The sequence below is a fragment of the Paenibacillus sp. VT-400 genome (assembly GCF_001029205.1).
GTDB lineage: Bacteria > Bacillota > Bacilli > Paenibacillales > Paenibacillaceae > Paenibacillus > Paenibacillus amylolyticus.
In genome coordinates, this window is sequence record NZ_LELF01000050.1 from 1 (window position 1) to 18,109 (window position 18,109).

Consider the following 18,109-nt stretch of genomic DNA (forward strand, 5'->3'; position numbering starts at 1 on the left):
GTCGCCTTGGTGAGCCGTTACCTCACCAACTAGCTAATGCGCCGCAGGCCCATCCCCAAGTGACAGATTGCTCCGTCTTTCCAGTTTCCTTCAGGCGAAGAAAACAATTATTCGGTATTAGCTACCGTTTCCGGTAGTTGTCCCAAACTTGAGGGCAGGTTGCCTACGTGTTACTCACCCGTCCGCCGCTAAGTATCAAGGAAGCAAGCTTCCCATCAACTCCGCTCGACTTGCATGTATTAGGCATGCCGCCAGCGTTCGTCCTGAGCCAGGATCAAACTCTCCAATAAAGTATTGAAAAGAGCGATAAGCTCATTTTGAATCTGACGAGATTAAAAATCTCATTTGTGCTTCAGTCGATCCAAGCCAAGGCTTGTTTCCAACTTTCGCGTTCATTCTGCAAGCAGAATGTTTACTCACTCGTTGTTCAGTTTTCAAAGATCAAACTCGTTTTTTCGTCACCATTTTCTCTCAGCGGCGACTTTTATAATATATCATACTTCGTTTGTTTTGGTCAAGTGTTTTTTTGAAATTCTTTTTCGAAGTTCGTAATGAACTCCTTCATTTCATCTAAAGCATCTAACCAAGCAAGCAAAGCAACGAGATATAATGTACCATATAAATATCCTGCGAGTCAACTATCCGAACAAAGAAATTTTCAGCCCTAATAATAGCCCCACACCTGGCAATCCCAAAACAGTTACAGTCCCTATCGTTGCAGGGTTCAGCGGGATGTAGGTCCCTGTAATCCAGCCGGAATAATTCACGATATATATCCCTACTGCAGCCAGCACCAGATGAATTCCAAATGACGTGAAAAACGATAACCCTATCCGCTTTCTGAATAAAATAACGATAAGCCCCAGTAACGATATAACCAATACACTTCCCAGTATGATACTCTTCATATGTTTCACCTCCGTGTTTAATGTAAACGTGACTCTACATACTAACCCCTCGCTGTGATGTAACATCATCATTAGCTCTGGCTCGCTTTGCTCTTCTCAAGTGGATCTGGTACTTCCGCTCAGCTGCCTCCAATACATAAATAGCATAATCAATCTCATCCTGTCCCTGTGCATCTTCAAACTGTCTCATAGCCCGTTCCCATTCCTGCTTAGCCATCTGAATATCTGCATAGATCTGATCCGCCTCAAGTTCCTTCAACATTCTGTTGTGTTTCTCTACCGAGTTCCGTGTGTTTCGCCACAAAAACATAATCTCTCCCCCTCCTGATCAGCACAGCATATTCTCATACTTATCAGGGAAAGGACAAACTTAGAACTCGGACATTCATTTTTTCCATAAAAAAAAGAGAGCCCTAAGGCTCTCTTTGCATATCGAAACTTATTTAGCATCCGAAGTTTCCAAGGAAGTCCGCTGCGCAAAACAAATTAATCACACTAACGCATCTCCCTGCGCCCTTCCAACGCTTTGGAAAGGGTCACTTCATCCGCATACTCTAGATCGCCACCTACAGGCAATCCATGCGCAATACGAGTCACACTGATCTCAAACGGACGCACCAAGCGGGAGATATACATCGCTGTAGCCTCACCCTCAATGTTGGGGTTCGTTGCCAAGATAATCTCTTTTATACGTTCATCACTTAATCGAACCAAGAGTTCCTTCAAACGAATATCGTCTGGGCCAATTCCCTCCATAGGTGAAATCGCGCCCTGTAACACATGATAGTACCCATCGAATTCCTTGGTGCGCTCCATGGCCACCAGATCTTTCGAATCCTGAACTACACAGATTACAGAGACATCCCTGGACTTATCCTGACAGATGCGACATGGGTCCGTATCAGTAATATTACAACATACAGAACAGTAATGAAGATTACGTTTCACACTTACGAGCGCTTTGGCAAAATCGATAACGTCATCTTCCTTCATGTTAAGCACATGAAAAGCTAAACGCGCTGCCGTCTTGGGACCCACACCCGGCAACCGGGTGAAGGCATCAATCAGCTTGGCTATTGGTTCGGGATAATACAATCGATTGTGTCTCCTTTGACAGGATCAATTTTTTAATTAAAATAATCCCGGAATATTCATGCCGCCTGTGAACTTGCCCATATCCTTGTTGGCAATCTCATCGGCTTTGGCCATTGCATCATTAACAGCTGTCATAACGAGATCCTGCAACATTTCAACATCTTCCGGATCTACCGCTTCAGGTTTGATCGTGATAGCAAGCAATTTCTTGTGTCCGTTAACTTCAGCCGTCACTACACCGCCACCCGAAGTACCTTGGACTGTTTTGTCCGCCAGTTCCTCTTGTGCTTTCAGCATTTGCTCCTGCATTTTCTTCACTTGTTTCATCATTTGGTTCATGTTGTTCATAATTGTTCATCTCCTTTGTTATGGTTATCGCGCTATGCGCATTATTCTTTGATCACTACAAGGTCCTCACCAAAGAGCTGGATGGCTTCATCAATCCAAGGCTGTTTGTTGCCTGAACCGCCGTCTTCATGCTCAGGTTCAAGCTTAAAGTCCTCCTTTGGTGCTTCAGAAGCTCCCTCCATTGCTCCGGTCCAATCTTTGAGCATCATCGTCACCAATCGTGCAGGACGCCCAAGCTGTTCCGACAACACCCGCTCAATGACTTCACGGTTAGCCTGCTTCTCCGTTGTTTCACGGTGAATGTTGTTTTTAAAAGCAACCAACACATTGTCTTCAAGCAATGATACCGGCTCACCATCCACAAACCAGGCGTGAACGGTAACCCTCTCTTCCTTCACTCGTTGCAGGATCTGACTCCATTTTTTGCTGATATCTGCGAACTCAGGGGCTCCCTTGCGCGCAACATACTGATCCAACTGTGCAGGAAGCTTCGCAGGCGAATTGCCTCTCGATACAGGGGCCCTTGTTGCCGGACGAGATGGAGCACCCGATGCACCTTCTCCACCAGACAAACCACTTTTAAGTGCACGATCCAACTTCTTCTCCAACTCAGCAAGCTGCTGCTTCAAGCGGTTGATCTCTCCCCCATCAGCAGGCGCTGCATGAGCTGAAGCTCCCACCTGAACAGAAGCCTCACCTTGAGCTGGAATACTACACAGTTTAAGCAATGCAACTTCAAATAATGTCTGTGGTTGTACTGCATATTTCATTTCACTCTGGTACCGATTAAGGGTGTCAATCATGTGGAACAGTTGTTCCTTGGTGAATGACTCTGCCATATCACGGAAAGACTCCGGATTAAGTACCCGGTCCGTCAGTTTGTCAGCATCAGGTACCATCTTAATCATAAGCAAATCACGGAAATAATACAGTAAATTCTCCATGCACTTGTCTGCACTCTTTCCTTCATGCATGAAACCTTCAATCATCTGCAAAATATGACCAACATCACCTTTGAGCAGCGAAGCAGCCAGTTTGGCAAATTGCTCTGAAGCAATTCCACCCGTCATGTCCATAACCTGCTGGTACGTTACTCGTCCATCCGTAAATGAAGAGATCTGATCCAGCACACTAAGTGCATCCCTCATTCCACCGTCCGATAAACGGGCAATGTATTGGAGCGCATCCTGGTCAGCTTCCATGCCTTCCTGTTCACAGATCAGTGTAAGTCTTGCTGTCTGCTCTTCCAGGGATACCCGGCGAAAATCAAATCGCTGACAGCGCGATATAATGGTAGCCGGAAGGCGGTGCGGTTCCGTTGTTGCCAAAATAAACATCACATGTGGTGGTGGCTCTTCCAATGTTTTGAGCAAAGCATTGAATGCCTCCGTTGTCAGCATGTGCACTTCATCAATAATATAGACTTTCTGCCGGACCTCGGTTGGCGCATATTTAACCTTTTCCCGAAGATCACGGATTTCTTCAACGCCCCGATTGGATGCAGCATCAATCTCTTGCACATCCATCACAGCGCCAGTCGTAATTCTGCGGCAAGCTTCACACTCGTTACAAGGTTCAGGCGCAGGCCCACGTTCGCAGTTCACAGCTTTGGCCAAAATCTTGGCGGCACTTGTCTTTCCCGTTCCTCTGGGCCCGCTAAATAAGTAGGCATGGGAAGTCCGCTGTTCACGAATCGCGTTCTGCAAGGTCTGAATAATATGCTGTTGCCCCACCATATCTTGAAACGACTGGGGACGCCAAGCCCGGTATAACGCGATATGCTCCATGATGCGTTACCTTCCTTCCACTTCGCATTCGAGTCCTTTGTCGTTCCCCTATTATACTATATTCTAGGGTGAATCCAAACTTTATCTGACTCATTCATGCGTGGTTTATTAAGACATATCAAAAAGACCTCTGCATACATACAACTGCAAAGGTCTCTACATTTAAAAGGTAAGCCGTGCACCTGCTATCGATATTTGCGATCCAAGTGGCACCCCTGAACAATAGCTCGGGCTAGGCAACCCTCCGGCACAAGAGTGATCTCACTTATGGCTGCTTCCTTCCGGACCTGACCAGGTTCATGAGTACTCATTGCGGAGGACCCAACCGTCAACACCACGTTTAGGGACCAAACCTCACATCGGCAAAACCTCTAGCAGGAATTCAACCTCGCTATAGCGGATTGCGAGTTACAGGGCACCGCTACCTCCCCATCTAGCACGGTAAGAAATAGTATAACGTAAGGTTATCCAAATTGCAACCAGAGGAACGTGAATGCGATTATGCTTAACATATAACATATAAAAACCCCTGCCAGATCAGCAGGGGTGTGTTGGATGCAATTAGCAGACAACTCCAAGAATTGTCCAATTAGATTCCGTATTTCTTTTTGAAACGATCAACACGGCCGCCAGCATCGATAAACTTCTGTTTACCTGTGAAGAACGGGTGGCACGCGGAGCAAATCTCTACACGAAGTCCGTCTTTAACCGAACCTGTCTCAAAAGTATTCCCGCAAGCGCAAGATACTTGACCAATCGTGTAATTAGGATGAATTGCTTCTTTCATTACCTTTCACCTCTTTCCGCCCTGAGCCTCAAGCGGACCCAGAGTAAATGGCACAACCCTGAGATTATAACACGACCTTGCGCCTGTTGCAATCCATTATTGTTAAGAGGTAATCAACCGTTTTGGACGTGCCATTCCAGCTGGCGGAACATGGGTATACGATCCGATCACAACACCGGGCAACTCGTCTTCAAAAATCTCAATCATCTGCTTCATGCCCAAGATATCACCTTGAGCAGGAGGAATTAATTCCAGATAGCTCTCTGGATCAATATTGAGATTACGCATCTGAATCAAGCGTAGATCGGTTCTTCTTGCAAACTCAATCATCGCCTCAATCTCTTCTTCACGATCTGTTACACCCGGGAAGATCAGATAGTTAATGGACGTGTATACACCCTGCTGCGCTGCGTATTTCATCGATTTCTCAACATTGGCTAAGGTATAACCACGCGGTTTATAGTAGGCGTTATAGTGGTCATCCAGTGCACTAATTGTACTTACGCGCATCAGATCCAATCCAGCATCTACAATACCTCTAATGTGATCGTTCAGACCGGCATTGGTATTAATGTTGATATACCCCATGTCCGTTACGGAACGCACTTCGCGAATCGCTTCAATAATCAGCTTGGCCTGCGTGGAAGGCTCCCCTTCACAACCTTGTCCAAAACTAATGATGGACTCCGGCGTCTTCAGGTGTTCCAGCATAACCTCCACAATCTCATCCACACGTGGTCGGAAGTTCATACGTGTCTGCGGGGAAACAAAGCCGCTATCATCCGGTTGCTCGGAGATACACCCGAAACAGCCCGCATTGCAAGAATAGGATACCGGCACTCCACCTTCCCAACGATTCAGGAACGTGTTTGATGAAGTTAGACATTCATATCCAAGCGCACAGTTGGATAGATGGGTGTAAAGACGGTTCTCGGGGTATTGCTCCGTCAATCGTTTAACCCCGGAACGCACATCGTCACGATCACAGTTGAGTGGATTCCATTTTTCAGGACTATCCGACTTCGAAGCGGTGACATAGAAACCGCCATCTTTCCAGACTACTGCGGAATAACCGAACAAAGGCAACTTATACTCCTTATCCGTCTTCACGTATCCAGGGAGACACAAACGAGTGAATCCCTGTGGAAGCAAAGCACCTACAGCCTGTGTGTCCGTTGGCATTGGTAGCATCTCACCGGTATCCGGGTCCATACCAATGGGCCGGGTACTCGGGAGTCCAACCAAGGTTGCACCTTCTGGCAGAGGAATCAACTCATCCTCCATAATCTCAACGATCATATCTCCACTGCGGGCAAGCCCGTACAGGGAAGGATGATCAAATACATTACCTTTTTCATCTGCGTATACTAAATACATGATGTTCTCCTCACATCTAATGGGTTAAACCTAACGACGAGTGTATTGTAACATTCACAGCAATGCTGCAAAAAGAAAGTGATTAGTCGAACGACACTTACGTCGATGTACCTGACGTTGCTGTCTGTCTAGGTGAGCGACGAGTTGTTGTTGTACCCGAATTGCTTGTCGGGCTATTACCAGCCGAATCAAATGCCGCCAAAAACTCTGCATTTGTCTTGCTGTTACGAAGTTTTTTCAGGAATCCTTCAACAAAGTCATGGGAATCATTCATGTTTTTACGAATTGCCCAGATTGTATCCAACTCTTCCTTGCTAAGCAACACTTCTTCACGACGTGTACCCGAACGACGAATGTCGATCGCCGGGAATATGCGGCGTTCTGCCAGACGACGGTCCAGATGGAGCTCCATGTTACCTGTACCCTTAAACTCTTCATAAATGACGTCATCCATACGTGATCCGGTATCAATTAATGCCGTTGCCAGGATGGTCAAGCTTCCGCCCTCTTCCACATTCCGGGCAGAACCGAAGAAACGTTTCGGACGATGGAATGCAGCTGGGTCAATACCACCACTAAGCGTACGACCGGATGGTGGAATAACCAGGTTATATGCACGGGCAAGACGTGTAATGCTATCCAGCAGGATAACGACATCCTTTTTAGCCTCAACCAGACGAAGCGCACGTTCAAGCACCAATTCCGCCACCTTGATATGATTCTCAGGCAGTTCATCAAATGTCGAAGCCACAACTTCCCCTTTTACCGAACGCGACATATCCGTTACTTCCTCTGGACGTTCATCAATCAACAGGACAAACAGTTCAATTTCAGGATTGTTAGTTGAGATGCTGTTGGCAATTTCTTTGAGGAGAAGCGTTTTACCCGCTTTGGGAGGTGCTACGATCAATCCGCGCTGTCCCAATCCTACCGGGGCGAGCACATCCATAATTCGTGTGGACAAATGGTTGGGGGATGTTTCGAGAACCAGTTTTTTCTGCGGATACAGTGGGGTTAGTGCCGGGAAGTGAAGTCGCTCTGCAGCCGCCGATGGATTCTCACCATTTACAGCGTTGACTTGCAACAAACCGAAGTATCTCTCGTTTTCCTTAGGCGTTCTACACTTACCTGATACGAGGTCACCTGTTCTTAGGTCAAACTTGCGAATCTGAGAAGCTGAGATGTAGATGTCTTCCGTACTTGGCAAGTAGTTGATAGGTCTTAAGAAACCGTAACCTTCAGGTAAAATCTCGAGTACGCCTTGCATGAACATCAGGCCGCTCTGTTCAGCTTGTGCACGTAGTATAGCAAAGATTAATTCTTTCTTTTTTAACGTACCATAGTAAGGTATCTGATATTTTTTGGCCAGTTTGTAGAGGTCCGTTAGTTTCATTTCTTCCAAATCGGAAATTTGTAGATCCATATAATAACCACCTATTCAATTAATAAGTCCGTGTGAAATGGATAGTTTCGCTAGATGTTCCGGCTATAGAGAGTGGCGTCTGCCACAATCCCTTCTGTCCATTGTACGGAATGTAACCGTTATAATGCAAATACTTGTCTTTGAGTGTAAGTTTCCGGGTGGGATGGCCAACATTCGGCAAGATCCGCTATTGAGTGAACGATGCATTGAGGCGATCAATCCGGATAGACCGGCTATGGAGCGCAGTTCAAACAAAACCGGGGGTTGGGGATGAGAAATGATGTTCTTACAGCCATATGAAGTTTATTTCAAAAAAAGACCCTCCGGTAAAGGAAACAGAAACATTTCGTCTTATGCCGGAGAGACTGAGAACTCTATTAAAACAGGTTTACCTAATCATCAAAAAGATATGCAGTTCAGTTAAAATAAACATGTGTAGGACTGAATCATGCATAATGCTTCCTATTAATCAGTTTCCCGCCATACATCTGCACCGAGCAGGCGCAGATTAGTCACCAGATGATCATAACCGCGGTCGATATATTCGACCCCCGTTACTTCAGTCACACCTTCACTGACGGTGAGACCCGCAATCACCAGCGCTGCTCCAGCGCGAAGATCGGATGCTTTTACTTTGGCCGCGTTTAATGCACTGCCTTCAATAATTGCTGACCGTCCTTCTACTCGAATCTTTGCACCCATCCGCACTAACTCAGGCACATGCTTGAATCGATTACTGTATACAAAGTCGCTCAGGACGCTCACACCGGTTGCCTGTGTCAAAACACTGGTCATTGGTGACTGTAGATCCGTTGGGAAACCAGGATATACAAGTGCCTTCACGTCCACATGGTTATAGCTTGGTTTACCAATGACACGTATACTTTCATCCAATTCCTCAATGCCAACACCCATTTCTAGCAGCTTTGCCGTTAAAGCTTCCAGATGTTTGGGAATCACATTGTCAATCAGAACATCTCCGCGCGTTGCCGCTGCAGCGATCATATACGTACCTGCTTGGATACGGTCCGGAATGATGGAATGACGGCAGCCTTTAAGCTCCGAGACCCCTTCAATACGGATCGTTTCGGTACCTGCACCCTTGATGCTGGCACCCATGGAATTCAGAAGTGTTGCTACATCTATAATCTCAGGCTCTTTAGCCGCGTTTTCGATAATTGTAGAGCCTTTGGCACGAGTAGCCGCCAGCATGATATTAATGGTTGCGCCGACACTGCTTACATCAAGATAGATTTTTGCTCCCCGCAGCTCTTTGGCATGCAAATGGATGGAGCCATGTTCGTTTGTTACGGTTGCGCCAAGCGCTTCAAACCCTTTGATATGTTGATCAATTGGACGAGGCTCAAAATTACAGCCCCCTGGTAAACCTATGGTCGCTTCTTTGAAACGCCCTAGCAATGCACCCATCATATAATACGAAGCACGAAGCTTCTTCACGGGACCATTCGGCATAGGAATGGATTTGATGTCAGAAGGGTCAATCTTCATCTGACTGCCTTCCCAAGTCACATGTGCTCCGAGTTCCTCCAAAATTTCTGCATATACCGCCACGTCACTCAAAAGCGGCAGATTGTCCAACACGACTTCTGACTCGGCAAGCAATGCTGCAGGAATAAGCGCAATGGCGCTGTTCTTGGCGCCGCTTATAGTTACAGTTCCCTGTAACGGACGTCCGCCACTAATCATCAATTTTTCCATAAAGCTTAATGTCCCCCTACGTGTTTTGCAGCCGATGAACGGCAATACGTGCTGTTGGCTTCCGATGTAGAAATAAGGTGTGAAAATGGAAAGACACCGGCTAGGCGGTGTTTTTCCATTTCACAGTATGGAACTGGTAAAGATAAATTACGCTTTGTTGTTAGAACCAAACTCGCGGATTTTACCTTTAACGGTTTCTTTAATTGCTTCACGGCCTGGTACGATGAATGTACGTGGATCGTAAGCGTCTGGTTTAGCTGCAAGCACTTCACGAACCACTCTTGCAAAAGCAATTTGGTTCTCTGTGTTTACGTTGATTTTGGACGTACCCAAGGAAATGGCTTTGTCGATGTCGTGTTTAGGAATACCTGTACCACCGTGCAATACGAGTGGAACTTGTACCGCGTCACGAACTTCTTCCATTTCTTTGAAGCCCAGGTTAGGCTCGCCATGGTAAGGACCGTGTACGGAACCAAGAGCTGGTGCCAATGTATCGATACCTGTTTCTTTAACGATACGGATACACTCGTTCAGGTCAGCGTACATGATACCGCCGATAACGTCGTCTTCTTGTCCGCCTACAGTACCTACTTCAGCTTCTACAGAAACGCCTTTAGCGTGTGCATATTCAACAACTTTTTTAGTCATTTCGATGTTCTCATCGATAGAGTGGTGGGAACCGTCGATCATTACGGATGTGAATCCAGCGTCGATCGCTTCTTTACACTTGTCGAAGCTTGAACCGTGGTCCAGGTGAATTGCAACTGGAACAGTGATTTTCATGTCGTGAATGAGTCCTTCTACCATTTTAACTACAGTGTAGAAGCCACCAATGTGACGTGCTGCGCCTTCGGATACACCCAAGATTACTGGGGATTTCTCTTCTTCAGCAGCACCAAGAATCGCTTGAGTCCACTCAAGGTTATTGATGTTGTATTGACCAACTGCATATTTTCCTTCAAGTGCTTTGTTCAACATGTCTGTCATAGATACTAATGGCATGGTTTCAATCCTCCTAGGGGTTTGGGTTGTGTCTATGGTTTTTAGCCGAAATCACATACGGGCTTATTATACCACATCCCATGTCAAATACTAAACAAGCATTTGCAAAAATGCTGTGCTTTGCAGCACAGTTTTCATAGACACCGCTTTATAACTTCCCCATTTCCAATATTCCCCGGATAAAGGAGTGAAATACCTCATTTTCCCACCAAGTACCTTCTATGTTCTCCACACGCAAAAAAATCCTGTATCAACAGGATTCAGCTGCATTTATTTGCGGTACCGTTGCGGAGTTGCATATTCACAGCCACTCGCATCTCGTCGATATCAAACGGTTTCGTAAAGTGCATGAGCGCTCCGAGATCCGTGGCTTCCTTAATCATGTCCAGTTCACCATAAGCGGTCATCATGATCACCTTGATACCCGGATCAATTTCTTTAATATGCTTCAGGATTTCCAGACCGTCCATCCCAGGAATCTTCATATCGAGCAATACCAGGTCAGGCTTGTCATTATTCACAATCTCCAGAGCAACCTTGCCGTTGGGTGCTTGAAACGTGTTATACCCCTCACTGCTGAACACTTCCATTAACAGGATTCGAATACCATTCTGGTCATCAACAATCAAAACTTTTTTATCTTCCACTCTGTAACCTCCTAGAATTAGGAAAGCATGCACACCTTCGAATCTGGATAACTATCCCATAGTCGTCATGATAAGTATTCTACCTCTTCCATTAAAATCCTGCTACCTTCACAAAATGACAAAAAGCATTTCCACCTGCTTTCTACGCAAAAAAAAGGGATGTTCAGGCAGCCACTATGGTTGCCAGGAACATCCCTAATATCTATTACGTTAACACAAAAAATTTATTACTTCTGCGCATTCACCAGAGAAGCTTTTACAAAATCACGGAACAATGGTTGCGGACGGTTCGGACGGGAAGTGAATTCCGGATGGAATTGTACCGCCAGGAACCATGGGTGTCCTGGAAGTTCCACGATCTCAACCAGACGTCCATCCGGGGATGTACCCGAGATAACCAGTCCTGCTTTTTCGATCGTTTCACGGTATTCATTGTTGAACTCATACCGGTGACGGTGTCTCTCATACACCAGCTCGTCATCATAACAAGCCATCGCCAAAGAACCTTCCTGAAGCTTACAAGGATACAGACCCAGACGCATCGTGCCACCCAGATTCTCGATATCTTTTTGCTCAGGCAACAGATCGATCACCGGGAATTCCGTAGCTGGATTAATCTCGGAACTGTTCGCACCATTCAAACCAACGATGGAACGTGCATACTCAATAACGGAAACCTGCATACCCAGGCAAATACCGAAGAACGGAATTTGTTTCTCACGAGCATAACGGATTGCCGATACTTTACCTTCAATACCACGATCTCCGAATCCACCAGGAACAAGGATACCCCCAATACCATGTAACAAGTCGCCTACATTCTCATCCGTAATATCTTCAGAAGGAACCCAGCGAATTTTCACATCAGCATTGGATGCAAATCCTGCATGAGACAACGACTCAACAACACTCAGGTATGCATCATGCAACGCTACATATTTACCAACAATAGCGATCTCAACTGTATGCTCCAACTTGTTGATCCGGTCAACCAGCCCTTCCCACTCGCTCATATCCGGTGCAGGAGTAGTCAGTTTCAGGTGATTTACCACGATCTCATCCAAGCCTTCTTCACGTAGGTTCAAAGGTACTTGATACAACGTGTCTGCATCACGACATTCAACCACGGCATTCTCATCAATGTCGCAGAAGAGAGCGATCTTGGCTTTCATGTCTTTAGACAATTCATACTCCGTACGGCATACAATCACATTCGGTTGAATACCGATGCTGCGTAATTCCTTAACACTATGTTGCGTTGGTTTTGTTTTCACTTCACCAGCTGCTTTGATATAAGGAATAAGTGTTACGTGGATGTACATCACATTGTCGCGACCTACATCACTCTTGATCTGACGGATAGCTTCCAGGAAAGGCAAACTCTCAATGTCGCCCACTGTTCCACCAATTTCCGTAATAACCACATCCGAACCCGCTTCACGTCCAGCGCGGAATACACGCTCTTTGATCTCGTTCGTAATGTGTGGAATAACTTGTACCGTTCCGCCCAGATATTCCCCGCGCCGCTCTTTGCTGATGACGGAAGAGTATACTTTACCAGTCGTGACGTTGCTGTTTTTGGAGAGATTGATATCAATAAAACGTTCATAGTGGCCAAGGTCCAGATCCGTTTCCGCGCCATCATCCGTTACAAAAACCTCGCCGTGCTGATAAGGACTCATTGTTCCCGGGTCGATGTTAATATATGGATCAAATTTCTGGATCGTTACCTTAAGCCCTCTGTTTTTCAGCAATCTGCCCAGAGAAGCAGCCGTAATCCCTTTGCCCAGGGAGGACACAACTCCGCCCGTCACGAAAATATACTTTGTCACTGTTATTACCCTCCTAATATAAGTACAAAAATTCAGGCGATATATGGTGTTATCGTAACCTGTTTCCCAGGTAATCATCGTTAAAAAGAGCAATGGCAGAAATTCCCTGCATCTGCGAACTGCTCTTTCTGCGAAGTCGGTTTAAATACACGTTGTTCTACAGCAAAAAATGGTGCAAATATTCCGATGGCCTTCATTCCATTTAGTGTTTTTGATATACAAAAACGGGCCACGAAATGTTGGCCGGGAGCATACGGAAAAAAATCATTTTGCAAAAATTATGCCTCTAAAAATACAAAAAAAAGTACTCCCGCAGGACGGGGCACCTTCTATAAAAAACATAAATATATTGTCGCTCATTCATAAGCCCATGCAATAGTTTACCCGTTACCCCGTCTGCTGTCAAGGCTGACTATTCCGGGGAAACGGGTAAATTATAGACGTCAAAAATGACTACCGATTATCAGAATCGTCGTCAAATTCATCCTCGTTTTCGGACTCTTCTTCGTCTTCTTCGAGGTCTTCATCTTCCAGATCGTCATCTTCAACCAGCACTTCTTCTTCGCTGTCTTCTTCGTCAAAGATGTCGTCTTCTTCTTCCTCTTCTTCGTCTTCTTCTTCGTCTTTATCCGTGCTGTCGAAGCCTTCATCGCTGCTATAGCTGTCTTCTTCTTCACCGAAGTCTTCATCTTCCAGATCATCGTCTTCATCGTTGATGATACGCGGACGCTTCGCACCCGTCATGGAATCTTCTGTTCCAGCTACCGGATACCAGCGCTTTAAGCCCCACAGACTTGTACCGACGCAAGCAAAACGGCCATCGATATTAATCTCGGTATATAGCTGGGCGATAAACTCGTTGATTTCTTCATCAGTCATTCCGCGCTGCTTCGCTACCTCATTCATTAAGTCACGATAGTAATACGGCGTATTAGCCGCTTTCAGCACCATAAAGGCAAGGTCCACCAAAGGGATCTCTTTTACCTTTTCTTTATCAATTTTCAAATTGAGCGAGGTACTCACTGCAGACACTTCCTCTCACACAAAATTCACTTTTTAACCCCTACGAACTGGACTGTTACGTATAACATATCCATTAACAAACCTAAGTAAAACCTATTTAGCGTTAAAAAGCAAGTTTTTATGTACGGATGTGACGCAAATGCGGAGAGCAGCAACAATATGTCCACATATTAAACGTGAAGTGACATCAAACCCACAGGAATATCCTCTTTTGCCAAAGAGACAACTCCATAATAAAAAAGACGGAGTCCCCTCCGCCTTCTGACTGTATACCCTTGGAGGATTACTCCTCACCAGGTTCCCCGCAAGAGCCCTCTAGCTCTCCATCCATCATATGTCCCTGCGCCCGTTTTGACACGAAGAGAATGTGTTTTTGTAAAAAAAGGGCAAGTTCCCCATGCGGCGGGATGAGCGCATTCATAGAATACCTCAGCATGTTCATCCCGAAGGGGGCTGCCCATTATGGACTATACTGGTTTATTGCATCAATTGATTGACGGAATGCGACGCCCTGAACCAGAACAGGGTGGGCGATATTTGATCCGATTTGCCAAACCGCAGCAGTACGAGGCCTGTCTCGTAGAATTGTCCCGAATGCGGAATGAATTCACCGACCTTGGGGCTGTCCGTTCCTCGCGACTGGCTCGTTCCATTATCGCTCCAGTCCAACGCCCGGAGGACCTATACCGCTATGGGGATGAAATTACGATTGAAGAAGACGTTCCCATCTCCCTTCATGCCACTGCACTCCACAGCAAACCAAGCAATGCTCAAGGCATACCCTGGGGAGTGAAGCAGATTCGGGCGCCCAAAGTATGGTCTGTGTCTACCGGACACCGGATTAAAATCGGTGTGATTGATACAGGTGCTGATTATCATCATCCTGATCTTCGTTATTCACTGGCACGTGGAATCAATCTGTTAAACCGCAGCCTGCTTCCTCATGATGATAACGGACATGGCACCCACATTGCAGGGACCATCGCCGCAGCTAACAGCACCGCAGGAATGATTGGTGTAGCTCCACGCTCCCTGATCTATCCGGTGAAAGCATTTGACCACAACGGATCGGCTTATGTATCCGACATTGTACTTGGCATCGACTGGTGTGTACGCAACAAGGTCGATATCATCAATATGAGCTTTGGCATGAAAACACGTAGCAAGGCGCTTCTTGATGTTGTCAACCGTGCGTACCATGCCGGAATCGTTATTGTTGCTTCGTCAGGAAATGACGGCAAACGCCGCAGTATTGATTACCCTGCACGGTATCCCCAGACCATATCTGTTGGGGCAACCGACAAAAACAGACGTATTGCGTCCTTCAGCAATCGTGGCGCATATGTGGATGTCTATGCACCCGGTGATAAAATCGTCTCCTCTTGGGTACAAGGCAAACATCACGAGATGAGCGGCACATCCATGGCGACGTCCCATGTGAGTGGCGCTATCGCCTTGCTGCTCTCCAAACATCCGGGGTTATCCCCTAGTGAAATCAAGACACTCGTCAAACGTGCTACGATCCCGCTGCGCGCCCGCAAGACCACCACCGCAAAAAGCAAGGTGCGTGGTGGTGAGATTGATGCCCTGAAGCTAATGCAGGAGGGCGGCGAGTGAGCCAGCTCAGTCATCCGTCAGCAGAACTTGATTGAGGCTTCGTGGCGAAACGCAGTAGCCCGGACCAGGCAGTACGCACGAGGGAGTATTACGTAGCGGCTGAGACCCCAGGTTACGCCCACTGTGATGTCAGAGCAGGCTAGTGTGCCTTGGATGGGTCAGGCATTTCGTTTTCTTCAACTCAGGGTACACAACAAAAAAAGTCTCCATGTACCACGTTGAAGGCACTCAACATGGACATGGAGACTTTTTGCCTTAGGCAGAGCGGCGGATGTGCCGCGAGCCTGGAATTTACATTTTGTCAGGAGCGGTTACGCCTACCAGACGAAGCGCTGTTGCGATAACGGTACGTACAGCACCGATCAGTGCCAGACGTGCTTGAGTTTGCTGCGTGTCTTCCGTAATGACACGTTCTGCACGGTAGTAGCTGTGGAACAGGGATGCCAGTTCGTATACATAACGGATGATACGATGAGGCGCATATCCTGTTGCTGCTGCCGAGATTTCCTCAGGCAACTCTCCCATTTTGCGGAGAAGGTCATACTCGTGCTCTGTTGTCAGCTTGGACAGGTCAATCTGTGCCAGTGGCAGCAGTTCAATACCTTGTTCTTCAGCCTGACGGTATACGCTGCATACACGTGCATGCGCGTATTGTACATAGAATACCGGATTCTCATTGGATGTCGAAATCGCAAGGTCCATGTCAAAGTCCAGATGGGAGTCCATGCTGCGCATTGTGAAGAAGTAACGGATGGCATCAATGCCGACTTCATCCATCAGATCTTCCATCGTTACAGCTTTACCTGTACGCTTGGACATCTTCACTTTTTCACCGTTCTGGAACAAGCTCACCATCTGTGCAATCAAGACCACCAGTTTCTCAGGGTCATTACCCAGTGCTTGCATCGCGGCTTTCATCCGTGGAATATATCCATGGTGATCGGCACCCCAGATGTTGATCATCGTATCGTATCCACGAGCATATTTGTCGCGGTGATAAGCAATATCTGGCGTCAGGTAAGTATACGTGCCATCGTTCTTGATCAATACACGTTCTTTGTCGTCACCGTACTGCATCGTTTTTAACCAAGTTGCTCCATCTTGCTCATAGATCTCATTGCGGTCACGCAATTCATCAAGCACTCGCAGCACTTCTCCGTTGTCGTACAGTGAAGTTTCGCTGAACCAGATGTCAAAGTTAACACGGAAGCGATTCAAGTCACGTTTGATTTTGTCCAGTTCCTTCTCCAGACCAAAGTCACGGAAATAAGCCGCACGGTCACCCGGATGCATGGACAGCAATTCGTCACCCTTTTCAGCAACAAGCTGCTTGGCGAATCCTTTAATATCTTCACCGTGATAACCGTCTTCAGGCATCTCAGCATCCTGGCCCAGCTCTTGCAGATAACGAGCTTCAATGGAACGAGCCAGATTAAACACCTGATTACCTGCATCATTAATGTAGTATTCACGGGTTACATCATATCCTGCGTAGTCAAGGATGTTACATAGCGCATCACCTACAGCTGCTCCACGGGCATGACCCAGATGCAAACTGCCTGTCGGGTTGGCACTGACAAACTCCATCTCGACTTTGCGTCCTTCTCCGATGTTAATTCTTCCGTAATCTTCACCCTGCTCCTGCACAAGCGCAAGTACTGGATAGAGGTAACTCTTGTCCAATTTGAAGTTAATGAATCCTGGGCCCGCAATCTCAGCCTTCTCGATTCCGGCTTCAGCCAGATTCAGATTGGCAATGATCTCTTCAGCAATCTGACGAGGATTGCGCTTGGCAATCTTGGTCAGCTGCATGGCAGCATTGGTCGCCAAATCCCCGTGTGTCTTCTCACGCGGCACTTCCAATGTGATGGCTGGCAATTCGTCCTGCGTAACAATTCCGGCCGTCACAATGGCGTTGCCGATGGCCGTACTTACCCGTTCGTTAATCGTATCTAGTGGATTACGTGTCATGAAATTGGTTCCTCCTGTATATGCAAACTAATCGCGAAATGTCCAGATTCTTCATCAAAGCGGTAAAAGTCGTAGCTCCACGCTGCGCGTGCGCTCAATCCCTGAATGGAAAGTTCCAGCTTCTGTGTATGCGTGGACAGGGCAAACGACATGTATGGTGATCGGTAGAAACCAGGAAGCTTCCGATTCAACTCAAAAGTCTGCTCCGATTCCACCTCACCATGACGTATAATCTTGATGGATTGTCCGCCCAGCTTCAAAGTTGTACGGGTTGTACCTCCCTCAGGTCCAACCTGTGGTTCTTCATAACGAACATAAAGAACAGACCCTTTTAACACGGCTTCACCCTGGATTTCCTGCAGCACATCTTCACCTTCATAACGGCTGTGCAGCCGGATGTGTACCGGTCGCATGTTCGACATGAATGTTAACCTCCATTATATTCGAGGCGACGCAAAATCAGGCACGGCTGGTGAGAACAGCCCTTCCCGTATTGTTGTGTCGCTATACGCGCTCATATTCCCGGATAGCTCGCTATCCTACACTCTACTGTATAACTATATCCAGTTCCCT

16 protein-coding genes, 1 rRNA gene and 1 other RNA gene are annotated in these 18,109 nt (G+C 46.7%); 1 reads left to right on the forward strand and 17 read right to left on the reverse strand.

Annotated elements, in window-relative coordinates; translation table 11 throughout:
* The 15 genes from EL84_RS06380 to rpoE all read right to left on the reverse strand — a co-directional run.
* A 16S ribosomal RNA gene (locus EL84_RS06380) occupies positions 1 to 290 on the reverse strand; the annotation flags it as partial.
* 348 nt (positions 291 to 638) lie between these two features.
* Entirely contained in the window at positions 639 to 908 is a 270-nt protein-coding gene (locus EL84_RS06385) for a pro-sigmaK processing inhibitor BofA family protein (protein ID WP_036607241.1), read from the reverse strand.
* 34 nt (positions 909 to 942) lie between these two features.
* Positions 943 to 1,170 carry a DUF2508 family protein gene (locus EL84_RS06390; RefSeq protein ID WP_051447031.1) on the reverse strand — a complete coding sequence of 76 codons (228 nt, stop codon included), beginning with the start codon at positions 1,168 to 1,170 and terminating at the stop codon, positions 943 to 945.
* Between the two features lie 233 nt (positions 1,171 to 1,403).
* On the reverse strand, positions 1,404 to 2,003 hold the full coding sequence (recR, locus tag EL84_RS06395) for a recombination mediator RecR (protein ID WP_036607246.1): 600 nt from the start codon (positions 2,001 to 2,003) through the stop codon (positions 1,404 to 1,406).
* 36 nt (positions 2,004 to 2,039) lie between these two features.
* On the reverse strand, positions 2,040 to 2,351 hold the full coding sequence (locus EL84_RS06400; RefSeq protein ID WP_036607248.1) for a YbaB/EbfC family nucleoid-associated protein: 312 nt from the start codon (positions 2,349 to 2,351) through the stop codon (positions 2,040 to 2,042).
* 41 nt (positions 2,352 to 2,392) lie between these two features.
* Positions 2,393 to 4,138, reverse strand: a complete 1,746-nt coding sequence (dnaX, locus tag EL84_RS06405; protein ID WP_047841135.1) for a DNA polymerase III subunit gamma/tau — start codon at positions 4,136 to 4,138, stop codon at positions 2,393 to 2,395.
* A 174-nt stretch (positions 4,139 to 4,312) separates the two neighbouring features.
* An RNA gene (gene ffs, locus EL84_RS31215) (signal recognition particle sRNA large type) lies at positions 4,313 to 4,580 on the reverse strand.
* Between the two features lie 147 nt (positions 4,581 to 4,727).
* Positions 4,728 to 4,925, reverse strand: a complete 198-nt coding sequence (rpmE, locus tag EL84_RS06410) for a 50S ribosomal protein L31 (protein WP_036607255.1) — start codon at positions 4,923 to 4,925, stop codon at positions 4,728 to 4,730.
* Positions 4,926 to 5,027: 102 nt separating this feature from the next.
* Complete coding sequence (locus EL84_RS06415; RefSeq protein ID WP_047841136.1) at positions 5,028 to 6,302, reverse strand: radical SAM protein; 1,275 nt, start codon at positions 6,300 to 6,302, stop codon at positions 5,028 to 5,030.
* Positions 6,303 to 6,399: 97 nt separating this feature from the next.
* The gene (gene rho, locus EL84_RS06420) at positions 6,400 to 7,725 is read right to left on the reverse strand and encodes a transcription termination factor Rho (protein WP_036607258.1); all 1,326 of its coding nucleotides are present in this window, start codon (positions 7,723 to 7,725) and stop codon (positions 6,400 to 6,402) included.
* Positions 7,726 to 8,190: 465 nt separating this feature from the next.
* The gene (locus EL84_RS06425) at positions 8,191 to 9,444 is read right to left on the reverse strand and encodes a UDP-N-acetylglucosamine 1-carboxyvinyltransferase (RefSeq protein WP_036607261.1); all 1,254 of its coding nucleotides are present in this window, start codon (positions 9,442 to 9,444) and stop codon (positions 8,191 to 8,193) included.
* A 147-nt stretch (positions 9,445 to 9,591) separates the two neighbouring features.
* Entirely contained in the window at positions 9,592 to 10,446 is an 855-nt protein-coding gene (fba, locus tag EL84_RS06430; RefSeq protein ID WP_036607263.1) for a class II fructose-1,6-bisphosphate aldolase, read from the reverse strand.
* Between the two features lie 260 nt (positions 10,447 to 10,706).
* Complete coding sequence (locus EL84_RS06435) at positions 10,707 to 11,093, reverse strand: response regulator (protein WP_017691292.1); 387 nt, start codon at positions 11,091 to 11,093, stop codon at positions 10,707 to 10,709.
* 227 nt (positions 11,094 to 11,320) lie between these two features.
* Entirely contained in the window at positions 11,321 to 12,925 is a 1,605-nt protein-coding gene (locus tag EL84_RS06440) for a CTP synthase (RefSeq protein WP_036607266.1), read from the reverse strand.
* 453 nt (positions 12,926 to 13,378) lie between these two features.
* Complete coding sequence (gene rpoE, locus EL84_RS06445) at positions 13,379 to 13,948, reverse strand: DNA-directed RNA polymerase subunit delta (protein ID WP_047841137.1); 570 nt, start codon at positions 13,946 to 13,948, stop codon at positions 13,379 to 13,381.
* A 462-nt stretch (positions 13,949 to 14,410) separates the two neighbouring features.
* Here rpoE and EL84_RS06450 point away from each other — a divergent pair, with 462 nt between their 5' ends.
* Entirely contained in the window at positions 14,411 to 15,565 is a 1,155-nt protein-coding gene (locus EL84_RS06450; protein WP_036607270.1) for a S8 family peptidase, read from the forward strand.
* A gap of 291 nt (positions 15,566 to 15,856) precedes the next feature.
* Here EL84_RS06450 and argS read toward each other — a convergent pair whose 3' ends face one another.
* Positions 15,857 to 17,536, reverse strand: a complete 1,680-nt coding sequence (argS, locus tag EL84_RS06455) for an arginine--tRNA ligase (RefSeq protein ID WP_047841138.1) — start codon at positions 17,534 to 17,536, stop codon at positions 15,857 to 15,859.
* Positions 17,533 to 17,958: a DUF1934 domain-containing protein gene (locus EL84_RS06460; RefSeq protein ID WP_047841139.1), complete on the reverse strand. Its 426-nt coding sequence runs from the start codon at positions 17,956 to 17,958 to the stop codon at positions 17,533 to 17,535. The genes argS and EL84_RS06460 overlap by 4 nt, the downstream gene beginning before the upstream one ends.
* Positions 17,959 to 18,109 lie beyond the last annotated feature (151 nt).

Excerpts from the sequence above, each read along its gene's own strand:
- EL84_RS06450 (WP_036607270.1), top strand. The coding sequence starts at position 14,411 with ATGGACTATACTGGTTTATTGCATCAATTGATTGACGGAATGCGACGC.
- argS (WP_047841138.1), bottom strand. The coding sequence starts at position 17,536 with ATGACACGTAATCCACTAGATACGATTAACGAACGGGTAAGTACGGCC.
- dnaX (WP_047841135.1), bottom strand. The coding sequence starts at position 4,138 with ATGGAGCATATCGCGTTATACCGGGCTTGGCGTCCCCAGTCGTTTCAA.
- fba (WP_036607263.1), bottom strand. The coding sequence starts at position 10,446 with ATGCCATTAGTATCTATGACAGACATGTTGAACAAAGCACTTGAAGGA.
- rpmE (WP_036607255.1), bottom strand. The coding sequence starts at position 4,925 with ATGAAAGAAGCAATTCATCCTAATTACACGATTGGTCAAGTATCTTGC.
- EL84_RS06385 (WP_036607241.1), bottom strand. The coding sequence starts at position 908 with ATGAAGAGTATCATACTGGGAAGTGTATTGGTTATATCGTTACTGGGG.
- EL84_RS06415 (WP_047841136.1), bottom strand. The coding sequence starts at position 6,302 with ATGTATTTAGTATACGCAGATGAAAAAGGTAATGTATTTGATCATCCT.
- EL84_RS06400 (WP_036607248.1), bottom strand. The coding sequence starts at position 2,351 with ATGAACAACATGAACCAAATGATGAAACAAGTGAAGAAAATGCAGGAG.
- EL84_RS06425 (WP_036607261.1), bottom strand. The coding sequence starts at position 9,444 with ATGGAAAAATTGATGATTAGTGGCGGACGTCCGTTACAGGGAACTGTA.
- rho (WP_036607258.1), bottom strand. The coding sequence starts at position 7,725 with ATGGATCTACAAATTTCCGATTTGGAAGAAATGAAACTAACGGACCTC.
- EL84_RS06460 (WP_047841139.1), bottom strand. The coding sequence starts at position 17,958 with ATGTCGAACATGCGACCGGTACACATCCGGCTGCACAGCCGTTATGAA.
- EL84_RS06390 (WP_051447031.1), bottom strand. The coding sequence starts at position 1,170 with ATGTTGAAGGAACTTGAGGCGGATCAGATCTATGCAGATATTCAGATG.